General features: G+C 69.2%; 16 protein-coding genes. 3 read left to right on the top strand and 13 right to left on the bottom strand.

From position 1 onward, the window contains the following. The first annotated feature begins 377 nt into the window (after positions 1–377). On the top strand, positions 378–812 hold the full coding sequence (locus C1I98_RS45450; RefSeq protein ID WP_111165043.1) for an esterase-like activity of phytase family protein: 435 nt from the start codon (positions 378–380) through the stop codon (positions 810–812). Here C1I98_RS45450 and C1I98_RS00455 read toward each other — a convergent pair whose 3' ends face one another. Then, positions 813–998: a hypothetical protein gene (locus C1I98_RS00455; RefSeq protein ID WP_111165042.1), complete on the bottom strand. Its 186-nt coding sequence runs from the start codon at positions 996–998 to the stop codon at positions 813–815. A gap of 206 nt (positions 999–1,204) precedes the next feature. Between C1I98_RS00455 and C1I98_RS00450 the strand changes: the two genes are divergently transcribed. Beyond that, a complete protein-coding gene (locus tag C1I98_RS00450; RefSeq protein WP_111165041.1) occupies positions 1,205–1,426 on the top strand; it encodes a hypothetical protein in 222 nt (73 codons plus the stop codon). Positions 1,427–1,523: 97 nt separating this feature from the next. On the opposite strand, the gene C1I98_RS00445 is transcribed toward C1I98_RS00450, so the two are convergent. Beyond that, on the bottom strand, positions 1,524–2,357 hold the full coding sequence (locus C1I98_RS00445; RefSeq protein ID WP_111165040.1) for an LLM class F420-dependent oxidoreductase: 834 nt from the start codon (positions 2,355–2,357) through the stop codon (positions 1,524–1,526). Then, on the bottom strand, positions 2,354–3,169 hold the full coding sequence (locus C1I98_RS00440) for an SDR family NAD(P)-dependent oxidoreductase (protein ID WP_111165039.1): 816 nt from the start codon (positions 3,167–3,169) through the stop codon (positions 2,354–2,356). The genes C1I98_RS00445 and C1I98_RS00440 overlap by 4 nt, the downstream gene beginning before the upstream one ends. A 98-nt stretch (positions 3,170–3,267) precedes the next feature. On the opposite strand from C1I98_RS00440, the gene C1I98_RS00435 reads away from it, so the two are divergent. Further along, complete coding sequence (locus tag C1I98_RS00435) at positions 3,268–4,038, top strand: carboxymuconolactone decarboxylase family protein (RefSeq protein ID WP_111165038.1); 771 nt, start codon at positions 3,268–3,270, stop codon at positions 4,036–4,038. Positions 4,039–4,085: 47 nt separating this feature from the next. Here the strand turns inward: C1I98_RS00435 and C1I98_RS00430 are convergent, their stop codons facing one another. The 10 genes from C1I98_RS00430 to C1I98_RS00385 form a co-directional block, all read right to left on the bottom strand. Then, on the bottom strand, positions 4,086–4,811 hold the full coding sequence (locus tag C1I98_RS00430; RefSeq protein ID WP_111165037.1) for an ABC transporter ATP-binding protein: 726 nt from the start codon (positions 4,809–4,811) through the stop codon (positions 4,086–4,088). After that, positions 4,804–6,636: a branched-chain amino acid ABC transporter ATP-binding protein/permease gene (locus tag C1I98_RS00425; RefSeq protein WP_158557808.1), complete on the bottom strand. Its 1,833-nt coding sequence runs from the start codon at positions 6,634–6,636 to the stop codon at positions 4,804–4,806. Before C1I98_RS00425 ends, C1I98_RS00430 begins: the two co-directional genes overlap by 8 nt. Before the next feature lie 8 nt (positions 6,637–6,644). Continuing rightward, a complete protein-coding gene (locus C1I98_RS00420) occupies positions 6,645–7,511 on the bottom strand; it encodes a branched-chain amino acid ABC transporter permease (protein ID WP_111165035.1) in 867 nt (288 codons plus the stop codon). 120 nt (positions 7,512–7,631) lie between these two features. Further along, complete coding sequence (locus tag C1I98_RS00415) at positions 7,632–8,816, bottom strand: ABC transporter substrate-binding protein (RefSeq protein ID WP_111165034.1); 1,185 nt, start codon at positions 8,814–8,816, stop codon at positions 7,632–7,634. Between the two features lie 354 nt (positions 8,817–9,170). Next, complete coding sequence (locus C1I98_RS00410) at positions 9,171–9,977, bottom strand: IclR family transcriptional regulator (RefSeq protein ID WP_146607212.1); 807 nt, start codon at positions 9,975–9,977, stop codon at positions 9,171–9,173. Between the two features lie 5 nt (positions 9,978–9,982). Further along, complete coding sequence (locus C1I98_RS00405; protein WP_111165032.1) at positions 9,983–10,396, bottom strand: cobalamin B12-binding domain-containing protein; 414 nt, start codon at positions 10,394–10,396, stop codon at positions 9,983–9,985. After that, positions 10,393–11,958: a methylmalonyl-CoA mutase family protein gene (locus C1I98_RS00400; RefSeq protein ID WP_158557806.1), complete on the bottom strand. Its 1,566-nt coding sequence runs from the start codon at positions 11,956–11,958 to the stop codon at positions 10,393–10,395. Before C1I98_RS00400 ends, C1I98_RS00405 begins: the two co-directional genes overlap by 4 nt. A 1-nt stretch (position 11,959) precedes the next feature. After that, entirely contained in the window at positions 11,960–12,400 is a 441-nt protein-coding gene (locus C1I98_RS00395) for a Zn-ribbon domain-containing OB-fold protein (protein ID WP_111165030.1), read from the bottom strand. Beyond that, positions 12,391–13,569, bottom strand: coding sequence for a thiolase family protein (locus C1I98_RS00390; RefSeq protein ID WP_111165029.1), 1,179 nt, complete (start codon positions 13,567–13,569; stop codon positions 12,391–12,393). Before C1I98_RS00390 ends, C1I98_RS00395 begins: the two co-directional genes overlap by 10 nt. Beyond that, on the bottom strand, positions 13,562–15,094 hold the full coding sequence (locus tag C1I98_RS00385) for an AMP-binding protein (RefSeq protein WP_267898002.1): 1,533 nt from the start codon (positions 15,092–15,094) through the stop codon (positions 13,562–13,564). The genes C1I98_RS00390 and C1I98_RS00385 overlap by 8 nt, the downstream gene beginning before the upstream one ends. Positions 15,095–15,136: the final 42 nt, after the last annotated feature.

The raw sequence follows: 15,136 nt of genomic DNA, 5'->3' as shown, positions 1-15,136 counted from the left end.
CGCGGCCCCGATCGGAGATGCCACCGCGGTCCGCGGCCTCCCCGCCGCCACCGTCCGCCGCGCACTGGACATCGTGACCGATCGGCTGACAGGGGCCATCGACAAGGCCAAGCTGACGGCCGGGGACACCCCAGTGATCGTCGTCGGAGGCGGCGGGCCGCTCCTCGCCGCCCTCCCCGGTTTCGCGGACGTCATCATCCCGGAGCACGCGGGCGTCGCGAACGCCGTCGGCGCCGCCTTAGGTCGGCGACCGGGTGAGCACGGTCCCGAACATCGACGGCCCGTACTCGTGCGCGAACGAGTACGCGCTGGCCCGCGAGGAGTTCACGACGCCGTGACCGGAGGGCTGGTCGGCGGCCGAGGCGGCGGGCTTTTGGATGCAGTACCTGACGGCGTACTACCCGATGAAGGAGATCTTCCCGGTCGCGGAAGGCGGCTGGGTGCTGATCACCGCGGCGTCCGGCGGCACGGGTCTCGGCGCGATCCGGATCGCGAAGCTCCTCGGCGCCCGGGTCATCGCGACCAACTTCAGAAACCGGCTGTACGAGTTCGACATCACCGGCGCGGAAGACATCCTGAAGCGCGACAGCCTGAGCACCGCCCCCTACAAGCCGGTCACCAAACGCCTGGTGCACGACTTCGGCCTGAACGAGAACCTCGAAGCCCTCGCCTTCGGCCCCAAGCTGAACAGCGGCGAGTGCACCCTGATCGTCGGCGCGGACAACGACTTCGCAAGGAGCAGCGGAGCCTGTTCCTGGCCTACGCCGCCACGGGCTGCGCTTCGTGAGGGCCGCCTGGTCGATAGAAGTTGATCACTTCTGATCCTCGATCCAGTGGCCGTGGATGCCCGAGGGCATCCGCCCCTCACCGTGGGCCGGCAACGTCCGGTCGCCGCTCTGATCGTCGAACTTGAACGTGTGGTACCCGGTGAGCCCGGCGCCGGGGAAGGCGATGGCGTAGCTGTAGCGGTCGGCCGCGCCGGTGCGGGCGTCGTTCATGGACGGGAACTCGATGGTGAGCTGGTCCAGGGCCTGGCCGGTGGCCTTGCCCGTGGCCGGCTGACCTCCTGAGCTGAAGTCCGCTCTCCGAATCCGGCGCCGGGCGGCCTCGCAGGCACCACGGCGAGTGAGAGGCCCGCCGGGGCATTAATGCAGTGGCTCGGGCCCGAGGTGGCGGGCGATGTCCATCTCCACGACCGCAGGAAGTGGCGATCACCGTCCAGATGGTCGGCTCGTCGTGCGCGCCGGTCTCGAAGACCGTGCCGGGTGCGGAGTCGTCGCCGGTCTCCGCCGCGAAACGGGGCCGCCAGCCGGCCACCCAAAGCTCCTCGCCGCGCGGCGTGAACAGCGTGAACGCCGCCTCGGGCGGCAGTGCGACCGCCAATCGCCCGGTGAGCGTGTACTGTGCGCCGCTCATCGCTCGGTGAGCCGGTGCGCGTCGGCGGATGTCAGCGTCAAGCCGTACACGGCCTTGAGCTGCTCGATCTCGGCCAGGGTTTCGGGCGTGAAATGTACAGCCAGCCGTCAGCCGAACCGCGCGATGGCGTCCGTGACCTGGTCCAGAAAACGCAGGGTGTCTGACGAGGCGTCGGAGGACGGGGCCAGCGTGAACGTGACACCTTCGACGTCGATCGCGGCGAAGCGCTCGATCTCGGCCGCGTCGGGGCGAAGGCCGCAGACGGTGACGGTGATCGCCCGGCCCTGATCGGCCAGCCGGGCCCGGGTGCGGCTGATCTCCTCAGGCGCGGTCCTGACCCGCGGCAGCCACCCGTCGCCGAACCGGAGCAGTCGCCGTACGGCCGGGCGGCTCTCGCCGCCGATGAGGATCGGTGGGTGCGGGCGCTGCACCGGCTTCGGCCACGAGAAGATCGGATCGAAGTCCACGAAGTCGCCATGAAACTCCGCCTGGTCGTGGGTCCAGATCTCCTTCAGTGCCGCGAGCTTCTCGTCGAGCGCCGCGCCGCGCCGCGCCGGTGCGATCCCGTGGTTGCGCGTCTCTTCCTTGTTCCACCCGACGCCGACGCCGAGTACCACCCGGCCGTCGCTGACCCGGTCGAGGGTGGCCACCTCCTTGGCGAGATGGATGACGTCTCGCTGGGCGGCGAGCGCGATCGCGGTGCCCAGGAGCAGCCGCGATGTCGCCGTCGCCGCGGCGGCCAGGCCGACGAACGGGTCGTAGGTCCGGTAGTAGTGCGGCGGAAGCTCCGGCCCTCCCGCCCATGGCGTCTCGCGGCGGACCGGGATGTGCGAATGCTCGGTGACGAGCAGTGTGTCGAGGCCACGCTCCTCGACGGCCCGGGCCAGAGCCGCGGGGTGCATGGTCCGATCGGTGATGAAGGTGTCGATGCCGAATCTCATTGTGCTCCCCCGCCGTGCGGGGGCTGCTCGTCGGGATGGGCGTCCCGCCCGAACCACGGATTGCCCGCCAGCAGACCACCGTCGACCGGCAGCGTGGCGCCGGTGATCCAGCTCGCCTCGTCCGAGGCCAGGAACAGGACCGCGGCCGCTATTTCCTCGACCTCGCCGATCCGGCCGGTCGGGTACCAGTGCGCGAGCCGTTCCAGGATGTCCGGGTGGCGTTGCCGCCGTAGCTCCCACGCCTCGGTGGCGAACGTCCCCGGGATCACCACATTCGATCGGATGCCGTGCCTGGCGTACTCGACGGCGATGCTGCGGCTCAGCGACTCCAGGCCGGCCTTGGCCGCGCTGTACGCCGATGCGCCCACATATGTGTGGGCGTTGACCGTGGAAAGGCTGACGATCACGCCGCGCCCTCGTTCCAGCATCGCCGGCAGCACGGCGCGGGCGCAGAGAAAGGCGCCCTTGAGAATGACGTCCACGTCACGCGTCCAGTCGTCCAGGTCGGCTTCCAGGATCGAGTCCGGGCACGATGTGAACGCGTTGTTGATGAGGATGTCCGGCTCGCCGAAAGCCTTGGAGGCCGTCTCGGCCATGGCCTGGACCTGATCCGGCCGCCGTACGTCAACGGTGATCGGCAGCGCTTCGCCGCCGGTGGCGGTGATCGCGGCGGCGACGGACTCCGCCATGTCACGATCTCGATCGGCCACCGCGACCCGAGCGCCTTCCTTGGCCAGGCTGCGCGCTATGGCGCCGCCGAGGCCGTGGCCTCCGCCACCGGTCACGATCGCGGTCCGGTCCAGGAACCTCATCGCACGCCCCTTCCCTGGTCTTGTCGCACTATGGCGGCACAGATATCATGCTACGAAATATGCATACTGTACAATGAAATAGACTGGTGGATCTTGGTGTGAGCGGGACGACTGCGATCGACGACGACGACCCCGGCGAGGCGGCGGCCGCCCTTCGATCACGTTGCCGTGCGGCGCTCGGCTCATGGGACGCGCGCCTGGACGCGGTCATCGAGCGAGACCCCGGTTACGCCGGCGCCTTCGTCGCGCTGGCCGAGGAAGCGGCGACCGGCCCGCTCGGCGCTCAGGCGAAAACGCTGGTGCTGCTGGCCTGCGACGCCGCGATGACCTACCGCAACCGCGATTCGCTGCCCGCCCGGATCCAGGGCGCGCTCGACGCCGGCGTCCCGCCGGAGGGCGTGCTCGAAGTACTGGAACTGGTCAGCGTGCTGGGCGTGCACGCCCTGAACGTCGGCCTGCCGATCGCGCTGGAGGAATACGCCGACGGGGAGCGTCCCGAGTCGCCGCCCGCCCTCCAGTCCCGGGTGCGGGAGCGATTCGAGCGGCTGCGCGGCTACTGGGACGCCGGGTGGCAACCCGTGCTCGCGCATGTGCCGGGCTTTCTCGACCGGTACGCCGACTTCAGCGCGGCATCCGCGCGGCACGGTGTGCTGGACGCCAAGACCCGCGAGCTGGTCCTGGTCGCGATCGACGCGTCCAGCACGCACATGTACGCGCCCGGTGTCCGGATTCACGTGCGCAACGCGCGCGCCCACGGAGCGACCTTCGGTGAGGTCGTACAGGTGCTCCGGCTGGTCAGCCTGCTGGGCGTCGAATCGTGCCTGCTCGGGGTCCCGCTGCTGGACGCCGCGGACCGCGCGGTCGATTGACGATCTCTCCATTGCGCCGCGCCTGCCTGGGGCCTGCCCGCCGTCGATCAGTCCGCGGCCTGCTCGACGACGCCGAGGTAGGCCGCCCGGACCCGATCGTCGCTGGACAACTCCTGCGCCGACCCCTGGATGACCACTGAGCCCGCCTCCAGCACATAGCCCCGGGAGACCAGTTCGAGCGCTGCCGCCGCGTTCTGCTCGACCAGCCCGATGGCGATGCCCCGCTGGTTGATCTCCCCGACCACCCGCATCACCGTCTGCACCAGCAGCGGAGCCAGGCCCAGCGAAGGCTCGTCGAGCAACAGCAGCCGGGGCTTGGCCATCAGGGCCCGCCCGATCGCCACCATCTGCTGTTCACCGCCGCTGAGCGACCCGGCGTACACCGTCCGCTTCTCCTTGAGCGCCGGGAAGATTTCGAGGACTTCGTCGATCTGGGCGGCGATGGCCGAGCGGCGGATCTTGTGTGAGTACGCGCCGAGCATGAGGTTCTCCCGCACGCTCATCTGCGGGAACAGGTGCCGGCCCTCCGGGCAGAGCACCAGGCCGCGGCGTACGATCCGGGCGGCCGACAACCCGTGGATCCGCTCGCCCTCGAACCGGATCTCCCCGCCTCGTATCGGGGTGAGGCCCGCGATGGCCTGGATCAGTGTGGACTTGCCGGCCCCGTTGGCGCCCAGGACCGTCACCGCCTCGCCCCGCTCGATGGACAAGGACACGCCCGTGAGCACGGTGCTGTTGCCGTAACCTGCGGTGATATCGCTGACCTCAAGCATTCTTGGTCCCCAGGTAGGCCGAGATCACCCGTGGATCGTTGACGATCTGGTCCGGTGAGCCCTCGGCGATCAACTGCCCTGAATCCAGTACGTACACGTGGCTGCACAGCGACATCAGGACGCGCATCTTGTGTTCGACCAGCAGGATCACCATGCCCTGGTCCCGAAGCCATTCGAGCAGCCGCATCAGCCGGGGCGTCTCCGACTCGCGAAGCCCGGCGAACGGTTCGTCCAGGAGCAGCATCCGCGGGCGTACGGCCAGCGCCATGCCGACGCCGACCAGTTTCTGCTCCTCGATGGACAGGCCGCTCACCACCTCGTTGGCCTTCGCGCGCAGGCCGGTGAGGTCGAGGATCGTGTTCAGGAAGCCGTCGTCCGGATCTGCGGACCGAGACCCCCGTGCAGGGCGATGCAGGTAGGCGGCCGTGACCAGGTTCTGCAGCACCGTCTCGTCGTTGAGCAGCCGGTTGGTCTGGAACGTACGGCCGATGCCCAGCCGCGCCCGCTCGTGTACCGCCAGCCGGCGCAGATCCCGCCCGGCGAAACTCGCGCTTCCCGACCACCCGCCGACCACGCCGGAGATCAGGCCGAACAGGGTGCTCTTGCCCGCGCCGTTGGGGCCGATCACGCCGATGATCTCGCCTTCGCGGGCGGCCAGCGAGACATCGCTCACCGCGGTCACTCCGCCGTACTTCTTGGTGAGGGAGCGGGCCTCGAACAACACCTTGCCGGGCTCGGCCGGCCCGCCGCGATCCGCCGGGCTCAGATGAGGCAACGCCACGGGACCGGGACCGACCGCGACCTCGGGTACCTCGGCGGGCTCGGGTCCACGCCGGCGGACCGCCACCCGGGACCAGGCGCGGGCGACACTGCCGACGACGCCGCCCCGGAAGAACAGCAGCACCAGGAAGACGATGCCGCTGAAGATCAGGGTCTGGTAGAGCTCGGTGAACCGGAACGCCTCCGTCACCCCGACGACCAGGGCCACCCCGACCAGCGGTCCGGCCAGTGTCGCCGACCCTCCGATGATCACGTAGACCAGGAGGTTGAAGCCCTCCATGATGCTGGCACTGCTGGGGGTGATGTAGGAGATCCAGCTCGCGAACAACGGCCCGGCCAGCCCGACGATCGCCGCGCTCACCGTGAACGCCTTCAGTTTCGTGGCGACGACGTTGATGCCGAGTGACGCCGCGAGTACCTCGTCGGCCTGGATGGCACGGAGGTTGCGTCCGAGCGTCGAGCGGGTGAGCAGGAACATCGCGACCAGCACCGCGGTCAGCACGATCAGGCTCAGGTAGAACAGCGAGATCGTCGAGTCGAACCCGGGTGGCGTGGGAATGGCGTAAATTCCGCTCGCCCCGTTGGTCAGGCTCGTCCACTGGGTGATCACCACTACCGTGACCGCGGCGAACGCCAGACTGCTGACGGAGAAGTAGTGTCCCCTGCTGCGCATGGTGATCCCGGCCAGCAGCAGCCCGGCGAGGGTGGTGACCCCGACGCCGGCGAGCGCCGCCCACCAGTAGCCCACACCGTACTTGGTGGTGAGGATGACCAGGGTGTAGGCGCCGACGGTGAGCAGCGCGGCGTGCGCGACGGACACCAGGCCGAGGTGGCCGAGGACGAGGTCCAGGCCGTAGGCCGCGATCGCATAGATGAGGATCAGGGTCATGACGCCGACCTCGTACCGCCCCTGGATGACCAGCGGCAGCAGCGCGCAGACGGCCACGATCGGGACGATGATCAGCCATTCCCGGCGCCCGGGCTCGCGCGATCTCAATCCGGCGCTCAAGCCGCTGGCGGCGCGGGTCAGGACGGCTTTACTCATTACGGACATCACCGCACCAATACGCTCTTCGTAAACAGCCCGTTGGGCCGCACCATCAGGGCAATGATCAAGAAGATGAAGGCGTACGCGTCCGAGAAGCCCACGCTCAGGTAGCTCGCCCCGAAGCTCTCGGCGATGCCCAGCAAAAGCGCGGCACTGATCGCGCCGAGGCTGCTGCGCATGCCGGCCAGCACGATGACGATCAAGCCCTTGATCAGGATGGCGTCGCCCATGGTCGGGTAAACCAGGTACATCGGCCCCAGGAGGGCACCGGCCACACCGGCCATGCAGCTGCCGAGCAGCATGGCGATCAGAGCCGTCTTCGCGGGCGAGATGCCCACGATCTCGGCCCCACGCCGGTCCTCCAGCGTGGCCCGCATGGCCCGGCCGCCCCTCGTTCCCCGGAGGTAGGCGTGCAATGCGGCGATCAGGACGAGCGCCACGACCCCGGCCAGCAGCCGTTGCTCGGTCATCCGGATACCGGCGAAGTCCAAGATCTGCGACTCGTACGGGCTCGGCAGCTTGCGGAAATCGGCGGTGAAGAGGAGCTGCACCGTTATCTCGGTCGCGGTGAGAAGCACCAGTGCGCCGATGAATCCGCTCAGCAGGGGGCGGGGGGTGTTGCGCAGCCATCGATAAACGGCGAGTTCGCTCACCACGCCCAGCAACCCGGCGGCCAGCGCGGCGGCGACGACCGCGATCCAATAGTGCAGGCCCAGGTTTTCGGCGACGAAATAGCCCGCGTATCCGCCGACCATGATCCGGCCGCCCAAGGCGAAGTCGGGAATCTCAAGAATCCCGAAGATGAGCAACAGGCAGGATGCGACGAGAGCGTAGATCGCTCCGAGCGCCAGCCCATTCGCTAGGACTTGCATACGTGTTACCCGATCCACTCGGCGATGTGAGACGCGTGCTCGGTGAGGGGCGCCGTGCCGGGGTGCCCCACATCGTCGCGGCACTGCCGGTACGCGGGGCGAAGGCCGGCGGGAGGGGCACTATTTCTGGCCGCCCAGCGGGTCGAACGACTGACCATCCGGTTTGGTCTGGGCCAGATAGGTCGTCATTTCTATGTCGCCGGTGTCCGGGAAGTACTCGGTGATTCCCAAGATGTTGGGTTGCAGAGTCTGCAGGGCGGGTTCCAGCGCCGCGTGCACCTTGGCGGAATCGCTTGTGGTGCCTGCCGTGCTCACCGCCTTGGCGAACCACTCGACCCCGAAGTAGCCGAACTCGAAAATCTGCTGCTCGATCGCCGACTTGTACTTCTCGTCGCTGTACTTCTTGTGGAAGGCCCCGACCACCGGGATGCTGTCGAAGGCGTTGGTCTTCACCGTGGCGATATTGCTGCCGATGATTTCGCTGTTGCCCATGTACTTGGTCATTCCGGTGCCACCGGCGCACACCGCGTTGATGAACGTCCCCTTGAAGCCCAGGTGGCGGGCCTGATCCATCACCAAGGCCGCCGACTGGCAGACCGTGGTGATGGCTATCGCGTCCGGATTGCCGCGCAGCAGGCTGGTGAGCTGGCTGGTGAGGTCCGTCGTCACGGTGTCATATGAGGCGGTGCCGGTAATTGTGCCGCCGCCCGCCTTCCACGCCTTGGAGAACGCTTCGGTGAAGGCCGGCCCGAAGTCGCTGCCGACCTCCATGATCGCGACCGACTTCAGCGTGAGCTTTTCCTTCTTGGCGTATTCGCCGACCAGCCGGGCCAGGTCCGGGATCTGCCGTTCGAGATTGTAAGTGGAACGCACCACCAGCTTGTTGCCCTGCGATGTGAACGCCGGCGTCTGGGAGGTGGACATAAGGATGAAGTCGTCCTTCTGGTTGAAGCCCATCAGCGGGAACGACGACTGGGTGGCCGGCGTGTAGATCATCAGTGATTCGCTGAGCTTCTGCCCGCAGGAAACGGACTTGGACGGCACGAACTGGTCATCGCAGACGGTCGCCTGCAACTTGTGGCGTTTTCCGTTGACGAGGATTCCGCCGCTCTTGTTGATCTCGTTCTCGGCGGCCTGCACGCCGAGCCAGAAACCGCTTCCGTAAGCCGCCGCGTTGCCGGTCAGCGGAGTGATGATCCCGATCTTGATCGGTTCGTCGTTCCCGGCGCTCCCACTACCGCCGCAGGCGGTGAGCGAACCGAGGAGGCTGAGGACCAGACCGTAGCCGATCGCGCGTTTCTTCATATGGGGGGCCTTCCTGGTGAGTCAGCGGCTCAAAGGCGATCCTTCAAGAAAACGGGAGCCCGACTCGGCAACCGATCGTTTCACGATATGGCCCCGCCGTTTCATTGTCAACGTTTCAGCCGCTTGGAGAGCCCATGCCGTTAGCCCATATTTCATGATCGTTATAGCGCGGCCAGATCGCCGCTCACAGGCGTATTCACGCAGGCGGGGCCGACCCTCGCGCACTAAGGTAACGCCGTTTCCGGCAAAAGGGCGCAGGCTCACCCACGCGCGGCGGCGAACCGGCCGCACCCGGTTCCATACCGTGAACCGGCAGTCTCGACCGCTGGGGGGTGGAGCCCTTCCTACAGGCGATCAGCGGGTGCGAATGCGCTTGGAGATGTCCTCGCCGGTGCGGGCCACCAGCCGCTCGAACTCACGGCGGCGGTCGTCGTTGACGCGCGACGCGGGGCAGAGCACGCTCAGGGCCGCGACCACATGGCCGCGATCGTCGAACACCGGCGCGCTGACGCCCACCGCGCCGACGACCCGCTCCCCCGCGCTGTACGCCGTCCCGCGCCGGCGTACGGAATCGAGCTCCTGGCGCAGCACCTCAAGGTCGGTGATCGTGCTCGGCGTCATCGGCCGCAGATCGACGGTGCGCAGCACGTCTTCCAGCTCGTCGGGGGGCAGGAACGCCAGCAGCACCTTGCCGGCCGATCCGATGTGGATGCCCGTGGCCACGCCCAGCCCGGCGGTGTAGCGGATCGGTTGCGGGCTCGGCAGTTCCTCGATGCACATCCGGGACAGGCCCGCGCGCACGTGCACCGTGATCGTCTCGCCGGTGGCGGCGCGCAGCGCCTTCAGGTCGGTGTCCGCGTCGAACGGGAATCCGGCCCGAAGATCGATGAGGCCGGACATCATGTGGAAGCAGCCAGGACCGAGCCGGTACTCGCCGTTGGACGCCTGCAGCACCATGCCCTTGTTCTTCAGGGTCGTCAGGATGCGGTAGGTGGTGGCCTTGGACAGCAGGGCCGCCGAGCTGATCTCGCTCAACTGCCCGGGCCCGTCACCGAGCGCCATCAGGATGTCCACGGCCCGCGCGACCGATCGGACAGGGGCGACACTCTGCCCCTCGGCCCCCGTCGAGGACGACTCTTCGTCGATTTCGTCCACGTTCACCCCGTTCACGCTCCCCTGCCATCCTGTCCTGCCGCGACGAAGGCGGCTACCACATCCTCGGTGGCAGAGCCGGGACCAAAGTAGCGGTACACACCCGCGTCGAGCATCCTACTGATCTCGTCCGGTTCGTCGATCCCGCCCGCGATCACCGGAATGTCCCCGGCGTCGCTCGCGCGCAGCTTGCCGACCAGCCCCGTGGTGAAGTATCCGAGACCGCCGCTGAGGCAGCTCACACCGATGACGTCGGCGTCCTCCGCGATGGCGGTCGCGACGATGACATCGTTGGGCACCCGCTTGCCCAGGTACACCACCTCGAAGCCGCCGTCCCGCAGCGCCCTGGCGATCAGGTTGACGCCCACGTCGTGCCCGTCCAGGCCCACCTTGGCCAGTACCACCCGGAGCGGCTGGACGGCGGTCACCGGGCGAACCCCCGGCCGGTGGCCTCGGTGATCTCCTGCCCGGTGGCCCCCGCTCGCAACGCCGCGACGGTCGGCGGAACCAGGTTGTCAGTGGTGGCGGCCGTGGCCTGCACCTGGTCCAGCGCCGAGCGCACGAATCGTAGATCACGATCGCGGCGGTGCGCGACCAGCCGGTCTCGGGCGGTCTTCTCGACCTGCGCGAAGTCGATCTCACCGGTGCTGTTACCGCCGAACAGCTTCGGACCGTGCGCGCTGCGCAGCATGTTGGCCCCCACCATCGCCCGTTCGCCCCGGGCCAGTTGACGTTGCCGGGTGCCGCGCAGCTCGTCGATGCGGGCGCTGATGTAGCCGTCGTGCAACGCCCCCAGGCCACCGCCATGATCGTCGATGCGCTGCATTTCGGCCGTTATGCCCGCCGCGACGTACTCGTCCAGGTGGGCGAGCTTGTGGCCGCCCGCGAGCGGGTCCACGCTGGCCATCGCGCCGTGCTCGTAGGCCACGACCTGCATGGTGCGCAGCGCCAGCGCCGCCGCGTCGACGGACGGGATGCGCAGCGCCTCGTCGTAGCCGCTGGCGCACAGGTAGTCGACCCCGCCGAGCATCGAACCGAGCACGCTCAGGGTGATCCGGGGGACGTTGACCAGCGGTTCGTCCGCCGACTCCAGCCCGTGCGCGTACCCCATCAAGGTCATCGCCGGCTGCTCGCGGACCGGCAGGCCGTAGCGCCGTTCGACCAGCTCGGCCCAGACCGTCCGGGCGGTGCGGAACAACGCCGCGGAGACGTAGAGGTCGCTTCGCTCGTTGAGGAAGAACATCATGTGCGTGAGCGCGTCACGTACCGAGTACCCGCGCCCGACCAGCTCGTCCAGGTAGACCTGCGCGTTGGCGAAGGCCATCGCGGTCGCGACGACAGGCCCGGCGCCGGCGACGTCGAGGTGGTTGGAGCACACGGTCAGCGCGGCGCCGGGCAACCGGTTGTCGATGGCGAAGGCGACGCAGTCGCAGGCGATGCGCACCGCCTGTTCCGGCGTGAAGATCTCCGTACCGCGCGCGGTGAACTCCTTGAGCGGGTCGTTCTGCATGACCAGGCGCACATGGCCCGCTCCGGCGTCGGTCAGCACACTGTGCACCATGCCGAGCCCGATGTGCCCGATCGAGTTGGCCAGCAGCCCGACGCTGTCCACCCGGCCGAAGTCCAGCCGGGAGCAGATCTCGGCGAAGTCCGCCAATGTCGCGCAGGAGACCCCGGCGCGGCCGACCTGGGCGTGCGCCAGCTCATGGTCGGGATCGAAGCCCAGCTGGGCGGGCAGGTCCGCGGCCAGCAGGAACGATTCGGCTCCCAGCTCCTGCAGGATCGCCAGCCGCCGGGCAGTCATGTCCGGGGTGCCCAGCCCGGAGTAGACCATGAACCGGGGACGGTACGGTCCGGGGTCGGCGGCGAGCCGGTCGGCCCACTGATCCAATGCGGCCGATCCGCCGCTGCCGTACCTGCGCCGGATCGGCACCTCGCCGTCGTTGGCCCGGGTCAGCACCTCGTCGAGGCGTGCCTTGCCGTCGTCCATGTCAGCCGCCCGTTTCGTCCGACGATACCCTCGTTTCATCTTGCCTTTCGCCGGTCGGCTCCTGCAAGCCCGCGGGTGTGAACCAGTACCGGTCCGCGCTCACCTGCACGGTCACCGGACAGGGCACCGCCTCCGCGTCGTCCAGGCCGATGATCTGGCCGAACACCACCGGACCGTCGTCAAGCCGTACCTGGCCCAGCATGTAAGGGGCCTCCAGCCCAGGGCGGGGCACCATCACGAGGGTGCAGCTCACCAGGGTGCCCGCGCGGGCGAAGGTACCGAGCCGCACGTCGGCGCCACCGCAGCGATGACACACCGCGCGGGCCGGCCACGCCGTGGCGCCGCAGTCCGCGCAGCGCCCCCCGACCAGTGCGCCGGCCGCGAGATCGAAGCGCGGGCGCTCGCCGGTCGGGGCGCGGTCGAGTGCATCTGCTAGGTCCATCGTTGCGTCCGTTCCAGGAGGTGTACGTTGACCGCGGCCGATTCGCCCTCCAGCCAGCCACCGCTGTTCTGCGCCAGCGCGATGCGCGGCCGGTGAACCTGCCGCTCGCCGGCCTCGCCGCGCAACTGCCAGGTCAGTTCGGCCAACTGGGCGAGCCCGGTGGCCCCGACCGGATGCCCGCGCGAGGCCAGCCCGCCGCTGGGATTGATCGGCAGGCGGCCGTCCAGGGCGGTCGCGCCGCTGCGGAAGAAGCGGGCCCCGTCGCCGGGCGGGCAGAAGCCCAGTTGCTCGGCGTAGAGGAGTTCGGCCGGCGCCATGGCATCGTGTACCTCGGCGACATCGACGTCGCCGGGGCCGGCTCCCGCCTGTTCGTAGGCGCGCTGCGCGCACAGGGTCGCACCCGACGGGCCGCCGGCCGGGTCCAGCGTGAAACCGGACGTGGATGCCGAGGCCAGGACGCGTACCGTCGGACGTCCGGGCTGCGGCAGCGCCCCGCCGCGGGCCAGCACCACGGCCGCCGCGCCGTCGCAGATCGAACTGCACATCAGCAGGGTGAGCGGGTCGGCGATGGCGCGCGACTCCAGGACCTGGGCCGCGGTGACCTGGACCCGATGCTGGGCGTACGGGTTGCGGACGCCGTTCGCGTGACTCTTCACCGCGACGTCGGCCAGGTCCTGCCGGGCGATCGACCCGTCGGCGAGCCGTGCCCGCAGCCGCATCCCGTACACCGCCGTGAACTGGATGCCCAGACCGGCGACGACGTCGAGGTCGGCGGCCGACTCCAGCGCGTCCAGCGTGCGGGAACGGTCGGCGACGAACATCTTCTCGAACCCGATGGCCAGCACGACGTCGGCCGCGCCGGACCGGATCGCCATGACCGCCTGGGCGAACGCGGTCGAGCCGCCCGCGCAGGCGTTCTCGACGTTGACGACCGGCACGCCCTCGATGCCGATCTCGCGCAGCACGGTCTGCCCGCGGACCATCTCCTGGCCCTGCAACATGCCGGCCATCGCGTTGGACGAGTACACCATCTGCACACCCTGCGGCCCGATGCCGGCGTCGAGCAGCGCGCGCAGCCCGGCCACCCGGGCCAGGTCCTTGAGGGACCTGCCGGAATGCCGGCCGAACGGGTGCATGCCCACACCGGCGACCACCACGTCCTCAGCCATGGGCCGACTCCGTCGGCTGGCCGGGCCCGTCCAGGGCCGCGCGGATGGCGTTGCGGTCCACCTTGCCATAGGCGTTGCGCGGAATGCGCGGCCAGACCGCCACCCGTCGCGGCACGCGGATCCCCAGCCGCGGCCGGGCGAAGGCCAGCAGCTCATCGACGTCGAGCAGGGCGCCGGCGGACGGGCGTACCACCGCGGTCACCGCGTCCCCCCAGCGCTCGTCCGGCATGCCCAGCACCACGACCTCCTCCACGTCCCGGAAGGCCGCCAGTACGTCCTCGACCTCACGAGGCGCCACGTTGAACCCTCCCGTGTTGATCATTTCGTCGCGGCGCCCGCGCAGGTACACGAAGCCGCGTTCGTCGGCGATCGCGAGGTCCTTGGTGCGCAGCCAGCCGTCGCGCAGCACCTCGCCGGTCTCGGCCGGCTTGCCGTGGTAGCCGCTCATCAGGTGCTTGCCCCGCACGTAGACCTCGCCCAGGTCACCGGGGGCGACGGGGGCTCCGTCGCCGTCGCGGATCTCCACCGCGACGCTGAGCCAGGGCCGGCCGGCCGACAGTCGCGCCGAGGGATCGAGGTGATCGCGTTTTTGCAGGCAGGTGATGGTGACCGGCGCCTCGGACTGGCCGTAGTCCTGCACCAGCGTGGGGCCGAAGCGCTCCATCGCGAGGTTCAGCAGCGCGGGGGCGATGCCGGACGCGCCGTACACGATGGACTGAAACCCCCAGCCCGCGGCAAGCCCGGCGGCCGGCTCGGCGGCCAGAATGGCCTCAAGCATGGTGGGCACGGCTTTCAGGGTGCGCATGGCCGGGTTCTGCGAGAGGTGCCACACCTGTTCGGGATCGAATTGCCGCATGACGTACACGCCCGCGCCGGCCATCAGGTACGGCAGCACGAAGTACCCTGCGCCGTGGGAGATGGGCTGGGTGAGCAGGATCTGCTCCTCGGGGGCGACCGGGCCGACCTCAAGGAGCAGGTTGAGGGCGACCTCCCGGATCGCCCGGTGCGAGAGCATGACCCCCTTGGGGCGGCCGGTGGTGCCGGAGGTGTAGGAGATCCAGGCGATGCCCTCAGGATCGGTGTCGCGGACCCGGGCGTCCGGGGGCGCGTCCGCGACGAGTGAATCGATGCCATGCCCGCCGCCCGGCCCGTCGGCGACGGCATCGAAGGCGATGGGCAGCACGCCCGACTCCTCGGCCAGCGCCGCGGCGTGCTCCGCGAACTCGGCCGAGTAGAACAGCGCGGCCAGGCCGGCGTCCGCGGCCATGTACCGGAAGTCCTCCAGATGCAGCCGCGCGTTGAGCGCGACGCGCACCCGCCGCCCGAGTGCCAGGGCGACGTCCGCCTCTACGTATTCCGTACGGTTCCCGGACAGGATGCCGACCGCTGCGCCAGGCGGGACGCCCAAGCGGTCCAGCCCGTTCGCCAGGCATTCGCCTCGCCGGATGAGCTGCGCGTGGGTGCGGACGGTCCGGCCGTCGTCGACCGCAAGCGCGTCCGGGTACATCCGGGCGGCTCTGCGCAGTAGATACGCGATGTCCAGGACGGCCCCCTCGTTTCATTGTGC

Origin of the sequence: Spongiactinospora gelatinilytica (assembly GCF_003236385.1) — a bacterium.
In the GTDB taxonomy this organism is placed as follows: Bacteria; Actinomycetota; Actinomycetes; order Streptosporangiales; family Streptosporangiaceae; genus Spongiactinospora; species Spongiactinospora gelatinilytica.
The sequence above is the reverse complement of the archived record's forward strand: the minus strand, read 5'-3'. Positions and strand labels throughout refer to the sequence as shown.